At 33.1% G+C, this 20,009-nt stretch carries 13 protein-coding genes; 12 read left to right on the plus strand and 1 reads right to left on the minus strand.

Annotated features, from left to right (window positions below):
• Positions 1-16 precede the first annotated feature (16 nt).
• Both C1Y58_RS13430 and C1Y58_RS13435 read left to right on the plus strand, forming a co-directional pair.
• A complete protein-coding gene (locus tag C1Y58_RS13430) occupies positions 17-3,199 on the plus strand; it encodes a cellobiose phosphorylase (protein ID WP_105616576.1) in 3,183 nt (1,060 codons plus the stop codon).
• A gap of 203 nt (positions 3,200-3,402) precedes the next feature.
• Complete coding sequence (locus C1Y58_RS13435; protein WP_105616577.1) at positions 3,403-6,543, plus strand: alpha-mannosidase; 3,141 nt, start codon at positions 3,403-3,405, stop codon at positions 6,541-6,543.
• 55 nt (positions 6,544-6,598) lie between these two features.
• Here C1Y58_RS13435 and C1Y58_RS13440 read toward each other — a convergent pair whose 3' ends face one another.
• Positions 6,599-7,411 carry a helix-turn-helix domain-containing protein gene (locus C1Y58_RS13440; protein WP_105616578.1) on the minus strand — a complete coding sequence of 271 codons (813 nt, stop codon included), beginning with the start codon at positions 7,409-7,411 and terminating at the stop codon, positions 6,599-6,601.
• A 186-nt stretch (positions 7,412-7,597) separates the two neighbouring features.
• On the opposite strand from C1Y58_RS13440, the gene C1Y58_RS13445 reads away from it, so the two are divergent.
• From C1Y58_RS13445 to thyA, 10 genes are all read left to right on the plus strand, one after another.
• Positions 7,598-8,887 (plus strand): ABC transporter substrate-binding protein, encoded by a 1,290-nt coding sequence (locus C1Y58_RS13445; protein WP_157950095.1) that lies wholly within the window; start codon positions 7,598-7,600, stop codon positions 8,885-8,887.
• Positions 8,888-9,162: 275 nt separating this feature from the next.
• Positions 9,163-10,194 (plus strand): LacI family DNA-binding transcriptional regulator, encoded by a 1,032-nt coding sequence (locus C1Y58_RS13450; RefSeq protein WP_105616580.1) that lies wholly within the window; start codon positions 9,163-9,165, stop codon positions 10,192-10,194.
• 103 nt (positions 10,195-10,297) lie between these two features.
• A complete protein-coding gene (locus tag C1Y58_RS13455) occupies positions 10,298-11,134 on the plus strand; it encodes a sugar phosphate isomerase/epimerase family protein (protein ID WP_105616581.1) in 837 nt (278 codons plus the stop codon).
• A gap of 280 nt (positions 11,135-11,414) precedes the next feature.
• A complete protein-coding gene (locus C1Y58_RS13460; RefSeq protein WP_105616582.1) occupies positions 11,415-12,734 on the plus strand; it encodes an ABC transporter substrate-binding protein in 1,320 nt (439 codons plus the stop codon).
• A gap of 57 nt (positions 12,735-12,791) precedes the next feature.
• Entirely contained in the window at positions 12,792-13,685 is an 894-nt protein-coding gene (locus C1Y58_RS13465) for a carbohydrate ABC transporter permease (RefSeq protein WP_242985401.1), read from the plus strand.
• 10 nt (positions 13,686-13,695) lie between these two features.
• Positions 13,696-14,502: a carbohydrate ABC transporter permease gene (locus C1Y58_RS13470; protein ID WP_105616778.1), complete on the plus strand. Its 807-nt coding sequence runs from the start codon at positions 13,696-13,698 to the stop codon at positions 14,500-14,502.
• Between the two features lie 142 nt (positions 14,503-14,644).
• Positions 14,645-16,402: a cache domain-containing sensor histidine kinase gene (locus tag C1Y58_RS13475; protein WP_105616583.1), complete on the plus strand. Its 1,758-nt coding sequence runs from the start codon at positions 14,645-14,647 to the stop codon at positions 16,400-16,402.
• A gap of 1 nt (position 16,403) precedes the next feature.
• A complete protein-coding gene (locus C1Y58_RS13480; RefSeq protein ID WP_105616584.1) occupies positions 16,404-17,981 on the plus strand; it encodes a response regulator transcription factor in 1,578 nt (525 codons plus the stop codon).
• A gap of 87 nt (positions 17,982-18,068) precedes the next feature.
• Positions 18,069-18,908 (plus strand): hypothetical protein, encoded by an 840-nt coding sequence (locus tag C1Y58_RS13485; protein WP_105616585.1) that lies wholly within the window; start codon positions 18,069-18,071, stop codon positions 18,906-18,908.
• 270 nt (positions 18,909-19,178) lie between these two features.
• The gene (gene thyA / locus C1Y58_RS13490; RefSeq protein WP_105616586.1) at positions 19,179-20,009 is read left to right on the plus strand and encodes a thymidylate synthase; all 831 of its coding nucleotides are present in this window, start codon (positions 19,179-19,181) and stop codon (positions 20,007-20,009) included.

The following is a 20,009-nucleotide window of genomic DNA, read 5'->3' on the forward strand; positions in this document are numbered from 1 at the left end:
AGGGGTCATCATAAATATGAAAAAAGATTTTTTGTCTAAAGATTTTGAATATTATATAAAGAATTATGATAGAGAGAAGGCCTTTTCAAGTTTTTTGCCTGGTATAGCAGGCAAAAAAGGTATTCCTATATGGGCATTCTATGTTAATAGAGGGCAAGGCATCTGCAGTTTTGGTATCAAAGATAAGGATAATCCTATCACTGAGTTTTTTCCAGCTAATGCTGCTTACCAATATAACCATGTCAATGGATTTAGAAGTTTTATCAAAGTGGATAATAGCTTTTATGAAGCTTTTGCTCCAATACATGGTTCTGATGAAAATATCAAGAGAACCATGAAAATTGAAATGAATCAATTAACAATTGAAGAAATTAATTATCATCATGCCATTAAGTATTGCGTGACCTATTTTGTATTGCCCAACGAAGATTTTGGATCCTTGGTTAGAAAAATTGAAGTGGAAAACTTAAAGAATGAAGAAAGAACCATTGAGATAATTGATGGACATCCAGCTATACTACCTGCAGGCATTAAGAATGAGGAGTATAAAGCTGTTGGTAATTTATTTAGAAGTTGGATGGAAGTTTATAATCTTGAGAACAATATAGCCTTTTATAAATTAAGAGCGAGTACTACAGACGAAGCAGAGGTAACAACAATTAATGAAGGCCACTTTTTCTTAACTTTTAGCGATGATCAACAACCTATTCGACCTGTTGTTGATGTCGAGCTTATTTTTGGGAATGATACTGGATTAACATATCCAATGAAATTCCAAGAGCGTTCTGTAAGTGAAATTGAGGAAGAAGTGCAGGTGACTGCGAATAAGGTGCCAGGAGCATTTACATTACTTTCTAAGGTATTACAGCCACTGGATACGATAAGGATCAATTCATTTATTGGTCATGTATCAGACATAGAGATTATTAATAAAAAAGCTTTGGATTTATGTAAGAATGACTACATAGATTCAAAACAAAGGGAAGCTAAAGCGTTAGTAGAGAAACTTACAAATCAAGTTGATACACAAACTAATAATGTACTCTTTGATGCTTATATCAAACAGAATTTCTTAGATAATGTATTAAGAGGTGGTTATCCTGAGATTTTGAAAAGTCATAATGAAGATTTTGTATATCATATTTATTCAAGAAAGCATGGTGATCCTGAGAGAGAATATAATGCATTTCATATTGCACCAGAATTCTATTCTCAAGGAAATGGAAATTTTAGAGATGTCAATCAAAATAGACGAAATGATGTTTTTATTGAGCCAAAGGCAGGGAAGACAAATATAAAGACTTTTATGAGTCTCATCCAAATGGATGGTTATAACCCATTAGTTGTAAAAGGTACAAAGTTTGAGCTGAACCTAGAAGTATTAGAAGAAATCATCGACAAATACATTATGACAAACAAGAAAGCAATCAAGGCAATACTACAGAAAAAGTTTACACCAGGAGAATTGTTAAGTTACATAAGATGGCATGGAGTTAATCTTAGGGATGATGAAAATGTATTCCTCTCAGAAGTTCTTGCAAATGCTAATCAATGCATTGAAGCATCCTTTGGAGAAGGATACTGGAGCGATCATTTTACATATAATATGGACTTAATTGATAACTATCTAAAAGTTTTCCCTGATTGTGAAAAAGAGTTAGTGTTTTGTGATAGGAACTATAAATTTTTTCAGTCACCAGTTTATGTTCTGCCGAGAAGTGAGAAGTATGTCTTAACAAATGAAGGAAAAGTCCGTCAATATGGTTCTGTCATGATAGAGGAGGAGACAAGTGTAGATATCAATGAAACTAGATGGTTGAAAACAGCATCTGGTGATGTTTATACTACTAACCTTTATACGAAGTTATTGGTTTTAGCAGTCAATAAATTTCTCCTTTTGGATCCCTTTGGAATGGGGATTGAAATGGAAGCCAATAAACCAGGGTGGAATGATGCAATGAACGGATTGCCAGGATTATTGAGTTCAGGATTAAGTGAGACTTTTGAGTTAGTTAGGATTGTAAAATATTTAGATTTAGTATGTAAAAACTATAAAGAAGTGACCATCGCCATACCAGAAGAAATTTTTAACGTCATCCATCTAATCATAAAACCTTTGCAAAAAAATAATGCCATGCAGATGATGAATATGGACTATTGGGAAGCTTCAGCTCAAATAAGAGAAGATTTTAGGCGAGAGATAAGATATAGCATTTCAGGGAAAGAGAAAGTAGTTAAGCTTACAGAACTTACTCAACTATTCAATGAGATGCAAAGAAAGTTAATGAGAGGTATACATGAAGCACAGATATTAGGTAATGGGCTCTATCATACCTATTACACCTATGAAGCTACAGAATTTGATGTGTTAAAAGATCAAGATGGTAAAGCAATACTTAGCCATTATGGTTTACCAAAAGTTAACGTAAAATCATTTTGTCAAAAACCGATTAATTATTTTCTAGAAGGTCCTGCAAGAGCAATGAAAGTGATAGAAGAAAATACAGCAAAAGAAATTTATGATAGACTTAAAGAGACTGATTTGTATGACAGAAAATTAAAGATGTATAAGACATCCGGTACACTGAATGATGAGTCTTTTGAAATAGGGAGAATTAAAGCTTTTACCCCTGGATGGTTAGAGCGTGAGTCTATCTTTTTGCATATGACTTATAAGTACATGCTTGCTTTATTGAAAGTAGGATTGTATGATGAGTTTTATGAAGAAATAAAGACTAATTTAATCTGTAACTTAGACCCAAGTGTATACGGTAGAAGTATATTAGAAAATTCATCTTTTATTGCTAGTAGTGTGAATCCTAATCCTAAACTTCATGGACAAGGATTCGTGGCTAGATTAAGTGGGTCAACTGCAGAGATGTTATCTATGTGGGTTATTATGATGACTGGGCAAAAAGTATTTGGAGTTGAGAAGGAGCAGTTATATCTAGAACTTGCACCTATTCTCTCAGGTGATATGTTTAATGAAGAAGGCATATTAAAGTATACCTTTTTAGGACATACGCAAGTAACTTATATTAATAAAAAAAGAAAGAATACTTTTGGAGAAAAGGGAGTTAAAGTTCACACAATCGAACTCGATAACTCTATTATGATTGAAGGAAATCGTATAATGGGGCAACTTGCAGTAAGCATAAGAAATGGAGAAGTTAATCAAATAAAAGCCTATATGGAGTAGAAAAAATCAATATAAGTTATAAGTTAGGACAAACCTCTTAAATTTGTGAATTTAAGAGGTTTATTAATGTCTAAAAATATTAAAGAAAAGTCTGATTAAAATATTCTCTAAATTCGTTATAAAAATTATAATATAAAGTATGAAATAGCTTTTATGAGATTACTTACATGAAACTTTAAGTATATAAGGAGAAGGTGGGTTAAATGGCATTAGGAAGAAGAAGTGAATTGTTTCATCGTGAAGGAAAGTTAAAGAAATTTGCTCCAGATATTGAAAAGTATCGTTTCAAAGAACGTATAGCAGTTAAGAATTTTCACGTCATCCAAGAAAAATCGGAAGAGGTAAGTCCTGAAATTCCATGTGAAGGTTGGCAACCTACAAGCGTAGGATTTAAATGGGGTGAACTTGATAATTATTTATGGACAAAGTTCAACTTTGAGTTCCCAGAACATTGGAAGAAAGAAAAGATCGTGGGTATCTTTGATTTTGGTTTTGGGAAGCCAGGACTCACCATTGGTGCTGAAACATTATTGTTTGTAGATGGTCATCCTTTTAAGGGGGTAGACTCCAACCATATGGAAGTTGTCTTACCTAATACTCTTCAATCAAATACAGAATTTATTTTCCGTTCTTGGTGTGGTGTCCCTAATCTACATCGATATAATAGAAGAGAAGATGGATTCCAAGAGGTTAAAGGACCAATAGGAGAAATTCATACAATAAAGACCATGGATTTTGGGATTCTAGATAAGAAGATTAATGAATTTTATTATGATGTAGAAGCCATTATGCAAACTGTACATGTCTTGAAAGACAGTAACTCCACGGAAAGTGATGCATTGCTTAGAGCTGTTGATAAAGCATATCGACTCATAGATCCTACTATTCAAGAATTCGATGAAGATGCTCATAGAAAACAATTATATGTGGCTCATGATATTCTTATTGAGGAAAAAAGAAAGATTAAGAAACTGAGTCAAGTTAAATTCAGTGCTGTTGGTCAATCACATATCGACGTGGCTTGGTTATGGCGGATTAAACACACTCGGGAGAAAATAGCCCGAACTTTTAGTACCGCACTAAGGTTAATAGAGGAATATCCAGACTTTATTTATATGCAAAGCCAACCCCAATTACTAGAGTATTTAAAGCAGGATTATCCAAGTATTTTTGATCAAATTAAAGAACGTGTTAAAGAAGGACGATTTGAAGTTGATGGTGCGATGTGGCTGGAAAGTGATTGCAATATTCCTAGTGGTGAAAGCTTAACACGACAAATTCTATATGGAAAGAAATTTATGAAGGAAGAATTTGATATAGAGTCTAAGTATCTATGGATGCCTGATGTGTTTGGCTATTCATGGGCTTTACCACAGATTCTTAAAAAGAGTGATGTTGATACTTTCTGTACCACCAAAATGGCATGGAATCAGTATAACAGAATGCCTTTTAATACTTTTTGGTGGAAAGGTCTTGATGGAACAGAAATCTTAACTCATTTAATAGAAGATGTTAACTTCATGGATATGGAAGCTAAGACAATGGTACAAGGCTGGGAAAAGTATAAAGATAAAGAGTTGGCTGAAGGTATTCTTTATCAATTTGGCCTTGGTGATGGTGGGGGAGGTCCTACTGCAAGAAACATTGAAATGTTGCATCGATTCAATGATATGCCAGGTCTTCCATACATTGAGATGGAGAAGGCAGGTGATTATTTTGACAGATTGAACGATACTGCATCCACAACTGAAGAATATGTTCATAAGTGGGATGGTGAATTATATTTAGAACTTCACCGAGGTACCTTAACATCTCAAGCCTTTACTAAAAGATATAATCGTGAATTAGAATTTTTATATCGTGAAACAGAATCCGTAGGTGTATTAGCAAGTTTATTGAATGATAGCTGGAATATATATGATGCACAGTTAATTGAAAAGAACTGGAAAACAGTGTTGTTAAATCAGTTCCATGACATTATACCTGGTTCATCTATAGCTGAAGTTTACCATGATGCTAGAGAAGACTATGAAAAAGCTAAACACGATATCTTACAATACAAAAGTCAACTACAAGCTTCAATAACTCAATTATCCTCTCATTCATACAGTGTTTATAACAATTCCAACTGGGAGATTAATGATTCAGTAGTCATTAGGGATATTGAGAAAGAAGGAGTTTTTACTCGGGATGGACAGGAATTAATCAGTGAAAAGATAGATGAAGGGTATCTAATCTATTTAGATAATATGCAACCACTTAGTTATACCACCATTCAGTTTAATGAACAAGAATGTGTTCATGATGAAATTTTTAAGTTTGAAGATAACATAATTGAAACGCCTTATTATGAAATCCAAATAAATGATTCAGGGAACATTACCTCTCTTTACGATAAGGAGAATCAACGTCAAGTGCTTGCTCAAGGAGAATATGCAAATCATTTACAATCCTTCGAAGATCGTCCACTTTATTGGGAAGCTTGGGATGTTGATATATTTTATAAAGATAAACCTAAAAACGTTGATGAACTCGAGAGTATAGAAGTAGTTGAAAATAATCGTTTACGTATAGTATTAAGATTTACATGGAAGCATTTGAAATCAACTATTGCTCAAGATTTGATTCTTTATGCAAAGGATAGACGTATCGATTTTAAAACTTTTGTTGATTGGCATGAAAGTCAGAGATTATTAAGAACATCATTTGGTATTGATATTCGTTCCAATAAAGCAACCTATGATATTCAATATGGTAACTGTGAACGACCAACTCATTGGAATACAAGTTGGGATTTAGCTCGTTTTGAAGTTGTTGGTCATAAGTGGGCGGATTTAAGTGAATATTCCTATGGTGTTGCTTTGCTGAATGATTGTAAGTATGGACACGATATTAAAGAAAACAAGATGGGCTTAACGCTAATTAAAAGTGGTATCAATCCTGATCCTGATGCAGATCAAGGTGAACATTACTTTACTTATTCACTACTTCCTCACAAAGGAACATGGAGAGAAGCTGGAGTTGAAGAAGGTTCTTGGAAATTGAATAACCCACTAACTTACACTCAAGGTCAAATTGATAATCGATCATTATTCAAAATTAATTGTGATGCAGTAGAGATTGATGCAGTGAAAAAAGCGGAATACTCTGATTCAGTTATTTTACGTTTGCATGAATTCAAAGGTGGAAGGCAAAAGATTAAGATAACAAGTGATTTTGAAATTGAAAGCTTCCAAGAAGTCAACTTGATAGAAAGAGAGATTGGAGATAAAATGATTACAAATCAAGTTAATGTAGATATTGATCCCTATGAAATAAAGACTTATAAAGTTAAATTCAAATAATAGAGATAGCTTACATTAACAGAATAGTTAAAACCACTGGTTGAGATCAGTGGTTTTATTTTCTATTAAACGTGGAGTATTTCGTTTTATATTGAGTAGGTGATTTCCCCTCATGTTTTTTGAAATATCTAGAAAAATAAAATTCATCTTTGAAATCTAGTTCATAAGCTATTGTCTTAATGGTTTTGTCGGTTATCACAAGCTGTTCTTTGGCTCTTTGCATAATCATACTATCGATATGCTGCTTAAGGGTCTTACCCGTATCACTTTTAATTATACGACGTAGTGAATCATATGAAATGTTTATTCTATCACAAATATCATTTGGATGCAGTTCAATGGAAAGATGCTTGTCTATGTACTGAAAAATATCTTTATATTTTATGGTGTGATCCAATAGCTTTTTATCAATATTATACAGAGTTATAAATTGACTGATAACTTTTAAGAGTTCAGCTCTACACATGATTTGGTTTTCTATACGATCATCTTTGACCCATTTAAGCAGAGTCTCTATCTGAGTATCACTATAAGGAATACTTAGACAATGATAGACATCACTAAAAACCTCTAATCCAGGAACTAAAGAAGCTTTAAAATGGATATAAAACTTATCTAAATTTTCATCACAGATAAAGTCGTACATGGAATTGGAAGGAATTAAATAACAATGATGAGGTGTAAGTTCAATCACAGAGTCATCTCTTTTAAGGTAGCCTTTACCTCCTGTAATAAAGTATAGGCGATTATAAGGGGATGAATCCTTGAACATATTCCAAGAGTTATTTAGTTTTACAAAACCATCTTCTATTATTTCTAATTTGAAATATTGATTAAAAAATTCTAAGGCTTTATATGTTACTTTCATAATAAAAAGTACATCCTTTTCAATATAAATTCCATGTTAATGGTTGATAGTATAAATTATAATAAAAATAGGCACATTGCGCAAATGGAGAAGACGCAAGATAAGGATCTCTATGTCCACTGTCTAAACATAACTCTTTCTTTCAACCCCTTATTCATCTATAATATGAATAGGGGGTTGGTTAGTATGAAACGATTCAGCTACTTTATGATTGGTGTGGTGGTTATTACTATATTATTAATTACCAGTTCTTTAATAAATAATATGGGAAAAGATGAGATGATTCGTGGAGAAGAGAAAATTAAAATAAAGTTTGCAATGTGGGATAAGAACCTTCAACTATTTTATGGGAAGGTGATTGATGAATTCGAAGAGCTTTATCCTAACATTGATGTTGAAATGCAAATTGTTGATTGGGATAATTATTGGAATAACATTCAGTTAGCAGCTGAGGTAGGAACATTACCAGATGTTATTTGGATGAATGCACCAAATGTTATAAACTTTTCTGAAAAATCTTACATTATACCATTGGATACCTATATTAAAGAAGATGCAATTAATATGAATGACTACTTTTCTCTAACAACAGATATGTATACCGTCAATGACCAGCTTTATGCAATGCCTATATTTTGGGATATCATATGTCTTTGGTACAATAAAGACATTTTTGATGCATATGGTATGCCGTACCCAACAAGTGACTGGAAATTTGATGATCTATTGCTAGTAGCCGAAAAGTTTAATAATAAAGAAGAGGATATATGGGGGCTAGCTGTAGCATTAGATAATGAACAGAGTTTATACTATAATAGTATCGTTCAGTGTGGTGGCTATATTCTAAGTGAAGATAAAAAGCAATCAGGCTTTAGTTCTGAGGCTACAAAGAATGGAATAGAAGTGTGGTATAACCTGTATAAAGAAGGGACTATTCCCTATCTTAAAGATGATACTGACTTAGCAGAATATTTTAAAGAAGGCAAAGCGGCGATGATCTATCATGGATCATGGGTATACCCAGAACTAACGCGTGATGAAAAGATAGGAGATTCTATTGGTATAGAAGCCTTGCCTGCTATGGAGCAAGAGGGGACTATCGTTCATGGGATAGGGATGGCGATTACCTCTACTACTGATTATCCAGATGAAGCGTGGCTTTTTATCAAGTACTTAAGCAGTAAGAAAGTTAATGATTTCTTTGCTAAAAGTGGAGCTGGTTTAAGCACCTACTTACCTTCTTTAGAGTTGTTTTATCATGAGGAAGGTAAAAAAGGGTATAATATGAATGCCTTTAGAGATCAATTAAAAGATGGGGTCATATATCCTTATTCTCAATATACAACAGAGTGGCTGAAAGTGATTAATGAGAATATTGATTTAATTTTTCAAGACGAGCTAAGTGTTGATGAAGCATGTGATAAGATTGATAAAGGGATTAATGAGGTGTTGGAAGCAGAGAGATATAGTAAGTAAGTTTAGTTAGCTAACTTTAATAGAGTCAAGCATGTAGGGAATTCTATTACGCCAGCTGGAAAGACGTCCATGTCTTAGACAGCTGGGTTCGCCGTCCTTGGCTCACTGCTTCATAGAACACCCTACATGCTATCTGTGAAAGAATAGGAAAGTTTATTACTAACTAAAAAACTTATGATGTAAGAACGTAAAAAAATTTAATGCTTTACAATGACTGAGATACAAGATATAATGAAAATATCAAAATACAAACGTTTGTAAGAGGTGGCATCGTCGTGGCGATTACGATTAAGGATATTGCAAAAATAGCGGGTGTCAATTATTCTACAGTATCACGTAGTTTAAATGATAGTCCTCTTGTAGCGCAACCTACAAAAGATAGAATTAAGAAAATAGCTGAAGAACTTGGCTTTGAGTTTAATGCTAATGCAAGAAGTTTAACAACGAGTAAGACAGGAACCATTGGTATTATATATCCAGAGAATTTTGATGAGTTTGGTATTCATCTTTACTATAGTTCATTGCATCATCAACTTAGGAAAAGTTTAGAAAAGCTCGATTTAGATTTGATTGTTGCTTTTCCCAAGAACAGAATTACTAAAGAAAATAACGTGAAAAAATTGATTACAAAACAAAAAGTAGATGGACTTATAATAGCGCAGTCAGATTTAGACCAAGAAACGCTTCGTTTTATAGCTAAAGCTAAAGTACCTTTTGTATTTTTTCATCATCCAGTTGATACAAAGTTTGAGGACGTAGATGCTGTTTATACAGATCATTTTCAAGGTGGATATTTAGCAACAAAGCATCTAATAGAGCAAGGGCATCAACGGATCATTTGCATGACAGCTGGTGATGAACTTGAATTTCAGCTTAGGACTGGTGGGTATAGGGCTGCATTAGATGATCATGGTTTAGTTTTTAAGGATGATTTGATTATAGAAGGAAGACCTTATTTTGAATTAGCTAAGGAACTTATCATAGAAAAATTCGAAGTAGTTAGATCTGCTGACGCCATATTTGCACAAAATGATTTACTGGCGTGGGGTGTCATCGAAGCATTAAAAGAGAAGAATATTAAAGTACCCCAGGATATTGCTGTAGTTGGGTACGATGATATAGAGTTAAGCACATATATAACACCTAGAATAACAACTATTCGTCAACCTAGAGAAGAAATTGCTGCACTAACATGTGAAAGGTTATATGAACTTCTAAGCAGTAAAAATACAGATAGAAAAAGAAAAAAGAAAACGGAATTACCACCCTCATTGATCATTAGAGAATCTTGCGGGTCTAGAATATAAATTTTTTTAGAGCAAAATACAAACGTTTGTATTTTGCTAAATATCAATATGTGTATCATTTAATATAATCATATAAAAAGCCAATATAGGAGGTTGAGGTAAGATGAAAATTTGTTTTAATCAAGCAACTACAATGAAATACTCTACTTTAGAAAAGGATTTAGAGTTTTGTGAGAAATATGGTTATGATTTAATCGAGATTCGATTAGACAAACTAAAAGATTATTTAGTTAATCATACCGTAGAGGATTTAGTAGCGTTTTTTAACAATAGTAATTTGAAACCTTATGCTTTTAATGCTCTTGAATTCATAACATTCAGAGATGCTGAAGGCTATGAACAAATAAAAAGTGATTTAAACTTCTTATGTCAAGTAGGAGAAAAAATTAATTGTAAAAAGATTGTTGTTGTCCCTACCTTTGATATAGGCGGTTATTCAAAAGAAGAAATTAAAGAAGAGTCTATCAGAGTACTTAATGAATTAGCAGATATGGCAGAGCCTTTCAATGTAAAGTTGGCTTATGAATTTGTTGGTTACCCAAACTGTTCTGTGAATACATTTGGTCAAACCTACGACATCATACAAGCTGTAGATAGAGAAAACGTTGGTATGGTATTAGATTGTTTCCATTTCCATGCAATGGGTTCAAGAATTGAAGATCTAAAGAAAGCAGATCCAAATAAAATCTTTATCTTCCATATTGATGATTCAGAAGATTTACCTGTAGGTGCATTAAGAGATGATAAACGCTTATGGCCTGGTGAAGGTGCTATAGATTTAGATGCAATTTTATCCACCCTTAAAGAAATTGGTTATGATCATATGGTTTCAGTAGAATTATTTAGACCAGAGTACTGGGAATGGGAAATTGATAAAACAATTAAAGTAGGCAAAGAAAGTACTGAAGCTGTTGTTAGTAAGTATTTTAATATCGCTTAGAAAAATTACATGTACATAAATATTCTCATTTAACCCCTTTTTGATAAGAGTCTGCTTATCAGAAAGGGGTTTTTCCAATGCCACGATTTTATCAAGATATAAAACATGAAATTACCAAGTTCCCAAAACATTAGTGAAAACTGCTCAATCTTTTTACAAGAAAGTACTGTTTAAACTCTATAGATAGAGAAAATATGAGTTGATAGAATAGAAGATGTAAATAGCATGCTAAATAAGTAACACAGTAACAATCATTTATAAATAATAAGGGGGAAATAAATTGAAAAAATTAATAAGTGTGATGCTCATATTGGTAATGGTTCTAGGGATTATTGGATGTAGTAATGACACAGCATCAAAGGATGGTGCAGAGGAGACTAAGAAAGTAAGTGAAACCAAAGAAAAGGAAAACACAACTAAGGAAAGTAAAAAGTTAGAATTGACTTATGCTTTATGGGATAAAAATCTACAGCCTATCTATGAAAAAATCGCAATTGAATTTGAGAAGCAAAATCCAGAAATTGATATTGTTATAGAAATTACACCATGGAGTGATTATTGGACCAAGTTAGAAGCAGCCGCTTCAGGTGGTGTTTTACCAGATATTTTTTGGATGAATGGTCCTAACATCACTATGTATGCAGATGCTAATGTGGTCTTACCTATTACAGAATATGTAGAAGATGATCAGTTCGATCTGTCCAATTATCCACAAAGTTTAGTAGATCTATATACTGTTAATGGAGAGAATTATGCTATACCAATATTTTGGGATACTATAGCATTGTACTATAATAAAGAAATATTTGACCAAGCAGGTGTAGAGTATCCAACGGATTCATGGACAATGGAGGATTTAGTTCAAGCTGCAACAGAATTAACAAATCCTGATACAGGTGTTTATGGTATTGCAGCACCTTTGGATAATCAACAAAACTATTATAATACTATCCACCAAGCTGGTGGCTATATTATCTCGGATGATAAGAAAACATCTGGGTTCGATGATCCAGCGACCATCAAAGGTATTCAAGTATGGGTAGATATGATTAATCAAGGGATATCTCCTACATTAATGGAGCTAAATGAAACTAATGCAGCCAGCTTATTTGAGTCAGGTAAATTAGCTATGGTTTATAGTGGTTCATGGATGTACCCTCAATACGCTAAAAATGAAAATCTAGCAGGCAAATTTGATTTAGAGGTCTTACCAATGATGGAAGAAAGAGCATCTGTCATTCATGGTTTAGGTGCATGCATCAACCCTGCTACGGATTATCCTGATGAAGCGTGGCAATTTGTGAAGTTCTTAGGAAGCGAAGAAGCTAATGATATTTTTGCTATGGAAAAGGGTGGTTTACCTGCATATTTACCATCAGTCAATAAATTTATCGATCAGGAATCTTCAACTGGCTATAATGTAGCTGTGTTTACCGACCAAGTGAGCTATTCAGCCATGTATCCAAATTCAAAGCATACATCAAAATGGCAAGCGGTAGAGAGGGATTACCTAAAGCAAGCTTATACAGGAGAAATGACTGTAGAAGAAGCATGCAAAAAGATTGCCGAAGAAATGAATGGCATATTGGATAAAGAATAAAAAGAGAATGAAACCCCTTAGGGGGTTTCATTAGCTAGAAAGGAGTGAAGGATAGCGGTGAGTTTATCAGTTCGTAAAAGAAAAGATTATTTTTGGGCCTATACGATGATTTTCCCTACTGTTTTTGGACTATTTATTTTTTATATCATACCTTTTTTTCAAACGGTCTTATATAGTTTTACTGATCTAGGTGCCTTCGGCATGTATTCTTGGGTAGGACTTGATAATTATATCAATTTATTTAAAGATAAGGAAGTTTGGCAAGCTTTCCTAAATACCTTGATTTATACAGTGTTAGCAGTTCCAATAAGTGTTGCATTATCCATTCTAGTAGCTGCCTTATTAAATACAGCCATTAAAGGATTAACGGTATACAGGGTGCTTTATTTTTTACCAGCTGTAACGATGCCAGCAGCTGTTGCACTTGTATGGAGGTGGTTATATAATTCTCAATATGGACTTATCAATGCTTTTCTTGGTTTTTTTTCAATAGAAGGGCAAGCTTGGATTTCAGAACCTGATATAGCGTTGTATGCCATTGTCATTGTGGGTGTATGGAGTGTTGTTGGTTATAATATGATTATCATTTTAGCTGGCATGCAAAGGTGTTCAAGAACTTACTATGAAGCAGCAGAAATTGATGGAGCAGGTAGCATTCAGAAGTTTTTCAACATCACGATACCTCTTATTTCACCGACAATTTTCTTTGTAGTTGTAATGTCACTTATTCGTTCTTTCCAAGTTTTTGAATACATCTATATGATGGTGGATAAGTCTAGTATCGCTTTAGAAAGAACTCAATCCTTAGTATATCTATACTTTGATGAGGCTTTTGTACTTCATGAAAAAGGATATGCATCATCTATCATTATGGTACTCTTTGTTCTCATACTAATCATTACATACTTTCAATTGAAATTGCAAAAAAAGTGGGTGCACTATGAAGAATAGGAGTGTTGAAATGAAGAAGACCAGTATTCATATAGCTTTAATAATAGGAGCTTTACTGACCATATTACCATTCTTCTGGATGGTACTCACATCATTTAAGACTATGACAGAAGCGACTCAAATTCCCTTAGTATTTTTTCCGGAAGTATGGAATTTAAATAACTATAAAGAAGCTTTAGCGATTCTTCCTTTTGGTACCTATTATCTAAACACCATACTGATGACAATAGGACGAACGGTAGGACAAATTGTATTCTGCTCTATGGCGGCTTATGCCTTTGGACGTATTGAATTTCCTGGAAAAAATTTTATTTTTGCAGCCATTTTATCTATTTTAATGGTTCCAGGGCAAATATTTCTAGTACCCCAATACATGATTATGAATAAGTTACATCTACTCAATACAATAACAGCCCTTATTTTACCTGGTATGTTCAGTGCTTTTGGGACCTTCTTAATGGTACAATTCTTCAGAACAATACCAAAATCACTGGAAGATGCAGCGATTATCGATGGTTGTAGTCATTTTAAAGTATACTATCGCATTATGATGCCTTTAGTTATCCCAGGGATTTCAGCGTTAACTATATTTACAGTGCTCTACAGTTGGAATGATTTACTATGGCCATTAATTTGTAATACGTCAATGGATAAACTTACTTTATCTGTTGGATTAGCTTCCTTAAAAGGTCAACATCTTACCAATTATCCAGTATTAATGGCAGGATGTATCATTGCTATCTGGCCAATGATCCTTATGTTTATTATTCTTCAACGGACCTTTGTTGAGAGTATAGCTATGTCAGGAATTAAATAAGAACTTTTAATTAAATAGTTAGCTTTTGTGGCAGCTTTGTTGGTAGATCCAACAAGCTGCTTAATTTGTACTTTACTGAGTTTTCCACCTTTATCTTTAAGGTTTTATGGTATAATAGGTAAAATAGACTGGGGGAAGAACAATGCAATTTTTTCGTTACATGACCAAAACAATTCGAAGAAAACTATCCGCTGCTTTCTTAATTCTTATTATTCTTCCAATGGTCTTTTCTAATATACTAACCATGGTTGTGTTTCAAAAAATATACGAAGATAAAGTCAATACCCATCAAATGAATAATTTATCACAAATTGCTATGGGAGTTGAAAGAATATTTAAAGATTTAACAATTACTGCAGATATTCTAATTTTGGATCATGAAATTTCAGAAATATTAAATAAAGAAGGAACCTATCAACAAAAGAATATTATGCTCAATAGTAAATATATTGAGATGCGATTATCTGTATTGGAAGCTTATTCAGATACAATCTTAGCTATAGAGGATCAAAAAGGTCAAGTCTATTCGTCGAATCGATCAAGTCTTTATGATCAAAATGATGATTTACATAGTTTTTTTAATAAAGCAAGTGAAAAGAGGTTTATTACTCATGATCTTTATTCAGATATGGATTATGCTGAGGAGAAATATTTATTATTAAAGAAGGATTATTCAGATTTTGTTTGGGGAAATAAACAAGGACAAATTTGTATTGGTGTGGCAGTAGATGAGTTTATTCATCTTTGGTCTTATCTTGAAAACAATAATGGCAGTGATTTTTATATTGTTGATAGTCAAGGTAGAATTGTCATTTCATCGCATTTTGATGAGCTTGATCAAGAATTTCCATACCAATTAGGTTTCATAGACCATTACAGTATCCATCAGCAAAGGTTGGAAGAAGACAATGCTTATATCTATAGTTTAGCCTTAGATGTAGCAGATTTTTACTTAGTACAGGTGATTGAAGAAGAGCTGCTTTTTCAAGAAATGCTTACCGTGCTTATTTTGCTTTTAGTATTGAATGGTTGCTTCATTATACTCTTTCTGATAGTATCTAATTTATTTGCTTCCAATATTTCTGATCCAATTAAGAAATTGAGTGCTGCATCAAAAGAAGTTGCAGAGGGGCATTTTATTAAACTGGATAATCAAGGAGAAGATGAGGTTGCAATCTTAACTAAGAATTTTAATAACATGACAGATCAATTAGAAAATCTTATCGTTCAGATTAACGAAGATGAGAAAGCTAAGAGGCAGTTAGAGCTAAAAATGTTATATGCTCAAATCAATCCACATTTCTTATTTAATACGCTAAATTCCATCAGGTGGATGGCTGAAACGAGCAAAGTATTCAACATAAGCAGAATGATAGTAGCTTTGTCTAACTTATTAAAGAGCAGTATCATCACCACTGATGAATTTGTTACTATTGAAGAAGAAATGAATAATATCAAAAACTATTTAACCATACAGAAGTACCGCTTCATGGCTCTATTCACTTGTCAAATCAATATTGAGGAAGAGTTAAAGCAGCATGAAATATTAAAGTTAATTCTCCAGCCGATAGTGGAAAATGCAGTTATTCATGGATTTGAAGGGATAGATTATAAAGGGATTATAAATATTCGTGTATGGCGCCAGAAAGATGAAATAAGAATCAGGGTAGAAGATAATGGTAAGGGTATCTGTGAACAGAACTTGAAAAAAATATTAGAAGATGATCAAAATCATGAAAAGTCCAGATTTAGTGGGATTGGTATGGCTAATGTGGATCAACGATTAAAACTTCATTATGGTAAGCAATATGGTTTAAAAGTAGAGAGTGAAATGGGGTTAGGAACCTGTATTGATATTATATTTCCGTTTAAAGAAATAGCTTCAAGGGGTGAGGGGTAGCGTGATAAGAGTTCTAATAGTTGATGACGAAGTTTTCATGCGTATGGGTATCAAAAATGCTATTGATTGGAACAAGGAAGGATATAAAATAATTGCTGAAGCCAGCAATGGAAGAGAAGCCATGTCAATAATGGAAGAAATGGATGTAGACTTGGTTATTACAGATATAAAAATGCCAATAATGGATGGTATCGAACTCATTAAACATATGACAAGTCAATACCCTTCTATGAAGTGTATTGTACTAAGTAATTATAATGATTTTGAGCTGGTTAAGAAGGCTATGAAACATGGAGCCATTGATTATTTATACAAGGTAACTATCGATATCAATGAATTGACAAATTTATTAAGGGAGTTAAAAAAGAAAATAACCAGTAACATCAATGAGATACCAGACTTTGAGTTGGCTATAGAAGATCAAAATATTATTTTAAGAAATACACTTATAGAAATTTCACAAGGGCGATTAAACAAACAAGACTCTAAAATGTTGCTCAACAGATTTGAACGGTGTATACCTACCCTACAAGGGAAAATAATTATTCTTCAAATCAATGATTATGATAATATCATTCAACATCGCTTTGAAGGTGCAGAGGATGCCTTGAAAAAAGTTGTAGAAGACTTAGTAAAAGAGATATTAACTGCGGAGAAAAGTTATAAAAGTGTTCAAATTGAAAAAGGTATTTACTTATTATTTCTTCATAGGAAAAGTACTGACACTTTCATTGCTGAGAAATTAAGCATGTTTATTGAAGAATTCTTAGATCTAGATACGAGGATTATATACGGTATCAATTATAAAAATTATGATGAGTTTTATAGTCATCTTAAGGATATAAAAAGATATATGCAATGGCAATTCTATAACTACAAAACCTTATGTTGTATACAAGAAGAAAATAACTATTCTTATACCATTAATCACTTAGAACGCTATTGGGAGATCAAAGATCAAATTGATATCTATATACATCATCATAATTTTACTGCAATTGAAGAACGGTTAAATGAGATTTTAGTTATTTTTAAAAAGAATCTTGTGGCTCCAGAAATAGTTATACGCTTGATGCTTTCGCTTCTTGGACAAATGAGTCCTTACTTAATTGAACTAAATGATGATGGTGAAGATATCTATAAAAGATACACAGAACAATATCAGCAGATTAACTATTATCGAGCATTGGTTCAATGTACGAATACGTGGATCAAGGATTTCAGAAAGCGAGTATGTAAGCCAGAGGCTGATAAGAATAAGGATATTGAAAGAGCTCTCGAATTTATCAAACTAAATTATCACAATAAACTTACATTGGAAATGGCAGCTTATGAAGTGAATCTTAACCGTACTTATTTTGCTAAACTTTTTAAGAAGATTATCGGGATAAATTTTCATGAATATCTTTTTAAACATCGCATGGAGAAAGCGAAAGCGTTGCTTTTAGAAACTGATTTAAAGATTTCTGATATATGTTTTAGAGTTGGTTATAAAGACATTAACCACTTTAATAGAAGTTTTAAAAATTTCTATAAGTGTTCACCAAGTCAAATAAGGAAACATGGTAACGAAAAATAAAACTTAAATCTGTGAAATTCGACTGTAGATTCTATAGAATTTATTCGCTATAATGGGTATAAAGAATTTTTCTGACGAGGTGTTTAGATGAAGTTTCTAAAAAATAACATGACAATTATTACAGCTATTCTTATTGGTGTCGTAGCATTTTTATTAGGATTACCAATAACATATGCTTTTATTATTGGAGCATTAATTTATCTTATACCATCCATGATGTACACTGGCGGGTTAAAAAAAGCAAAAAATTTGTTGCAAGAAGGTCAATTTGACCAAGTTGTAGAAAAAGTAAATAAGACTATGAAAATACCTTTACTTTCAAGAAAATATAAACATTTTATGTTAGTGATCAAGGCTGATGCTTATCAGAGACGAGGAAAGTTTAGTGAGTCTTTGGAAGCTATGGAGGACATTGAAGTAGATGCATTAACAGATATGCTTCAAGCAAATTTCTACTCCATGAGAGCAACTAACCTCATTCATGTGAAAGAGTATGAAAAGGCAGAAGCAGATATCCAAGAGGCAAAGAAAGCTGATGGACGAGTCTTCCTAGATTTTATGAATTACTATATACAACTTATGAGTGGTAATGAGCTATCTATCCTTGACATGATTGAGGATTTATCAGAAGAGTATATGGAACTGAGGGATTATGATTTTGAGAATATGGAAGAGAAGGATATTCTTTATCGTTTAAGAAGTATCTTTTTGGACGGAAATACTTATGTACATGTTTTAAAATGCTATTATTTAGGTAAAATATGTGAAAAGCTATGCAAAGCTGAAAATGTAGTGGCTATCTATAATCCAATACGCAATTATCAAGGGAAATGTTATTTTAAAAGCTATGCAGGGCGTTATGTGAAGAATAATCGTGTTAGAGTCGTAAAAAAAGAAGAGGAACTTCAATCTCATATATCGGAATAGGGTCAAGCATATAAGACCTCCTATTGCGCCAGATGGAAAGACGTCCATGTTTTAGACGGCTGGGCTCACCATCCGTGGTGCGCTACTCCATAGAAGGTCTTATATCTTTCAATATTTATTTTGCCAAGTATATCAGTGATTATAGTTCATTAAGAAAAATTACATATTGAAGTATGAGGAGAAGAGAGAAATAGGAGAAAGAGAGACTCGACGTCTCTTATTTTTTATTATATAATGGAAAAGATAATTTTGAACGGATAGGGTGATGGAATGAGTTATGCAGATCAAGTTTTTATAGAGATGTGTCAGGATATTATAGAGAATGGCTACAGTTCAGAGGGACAAGAAGTGCGTCCTAGATGGGAAGATGGAACACCAGCCCATACGATTAAAAAGTTTGGAGTGGTTAATCGATATGATTTATCAAAGGAGTTTCCTATACTTACTTTAAGACCTGTTCCGTTAAAGAGTGCTATTGATGAGATACTTTGGATTTGGCAAAAGAAATCCAACAATATTAAAGATCTTAATAGTAAGATATGGGATTCATGGGCTGATGAACAGGGGAGTATTGGTAAAGCGTATGGCTACCAGTTAGGGGTTAAACATCAATATACAGAGGGCATGTTTGACCAGGTAGAGCGTGTACTATACGATCTTAAACACAATCCAATGAGCAGAAGAATTATGACTAATATCTATGTTCACCAAGACTTACATGAAATGAATCTTTATCCATGTGCGTATAGTGTCACCTTTAACGTTACTGGTAACAAACTCAATGCGATTTTAAATCAACGATCACAAGATATTCTAGTTGCTAACGGGTGGAATGTATGTCAGTATGCCGCTTTGGTGCATATGCTAGCTCAAGTGAGTCAATTGGAAGTTGGAGAGTTTGTACATGTTATTGCAGATGCCCATATTTATGATCGTCATATACCTATTGTCAAGGAATTAATTGAACGACCAGTATTTAAAGCACCAAAACTAATTTTGAATAAAGAGATAGAGGATTTTTACGCCTTTACTAAAGATGATTTTCAATTAGAAGGATATGAAAAGAATCCACAAATAAAAAACTTGCCTGTTGCCGTTTAG

Origin of the sequence: Vallitalea okinawensis (genome assembly GCF_002964605.1) — a bacterium.
GTDB classification, from domain to species: domain Bacteria; phylum Bacillota; class Clostridia; order Lachnospirales; family PQDH01; genus Vallitalea_A; species Vallitalea_A okinawensis.

Coding starts and splice junctions, on each gene's coding strand:
- C1Y58_RS13430 (WP_105616576.1), top strand. CDS start 17: ATGAAAAAAGATTTTTTGTCTAAAGATTTTGAATATTATATAAAGAAT.
- C1Y58_RS13435 (WP_105616577.1), top strand. CDS start 3,403: ATGGCATTAGGAAGAAGAAGTGAATTGTTTCATCGTGAAGGAAAGTTA.
- C1Y58_RS13440 (WP_105616578.1), bottom strand. CDS start 7,411: ATGAAAGTAACATATAAAGCCTTAGAATTTTTTAATCAATATTTCAAA.
- C1Y58_RS13445 (WP_157950095.1), top strand. CDS start 7,598: ATGAAACGATTCAGCTACTTTATGATTGGTGTGGTGGTTATTACTATA.
- C1Y58_RS13455 (WP_105616581.1), top strand. CDS start 10,298: ATGAAAATTTGTTTTAATCAAGCAACTACAATGAAATACTCTACTTTA.
- C1Y58_RS13470 (WP_105616778.1), top strand. CDS start 13,696: ATGAAGAAGACCAGTATTCATATAGCTTTAATAATAGGAGCTTTACTG.
- C1Y58_RS13475 (WP_105616583.1), top strand. CDS start 14,645: ATGCAATTTTTTCGTTACATGACCAAAACAATTCGAAGAAAACTATCC.
- C1Y58_RS13485 (WP_105616585.1), top strand. CDS start 18,069: ATGAAGTTTCTAAAAAATAACATGACAATTATTACAGCTATTCTTATT.
- thyA (WP_105616586.1), top strand. CDS start 19,179: ATGAGTTATGCAGATCAAGTTTTTATAGAGATGTGTCAGGATATTATA.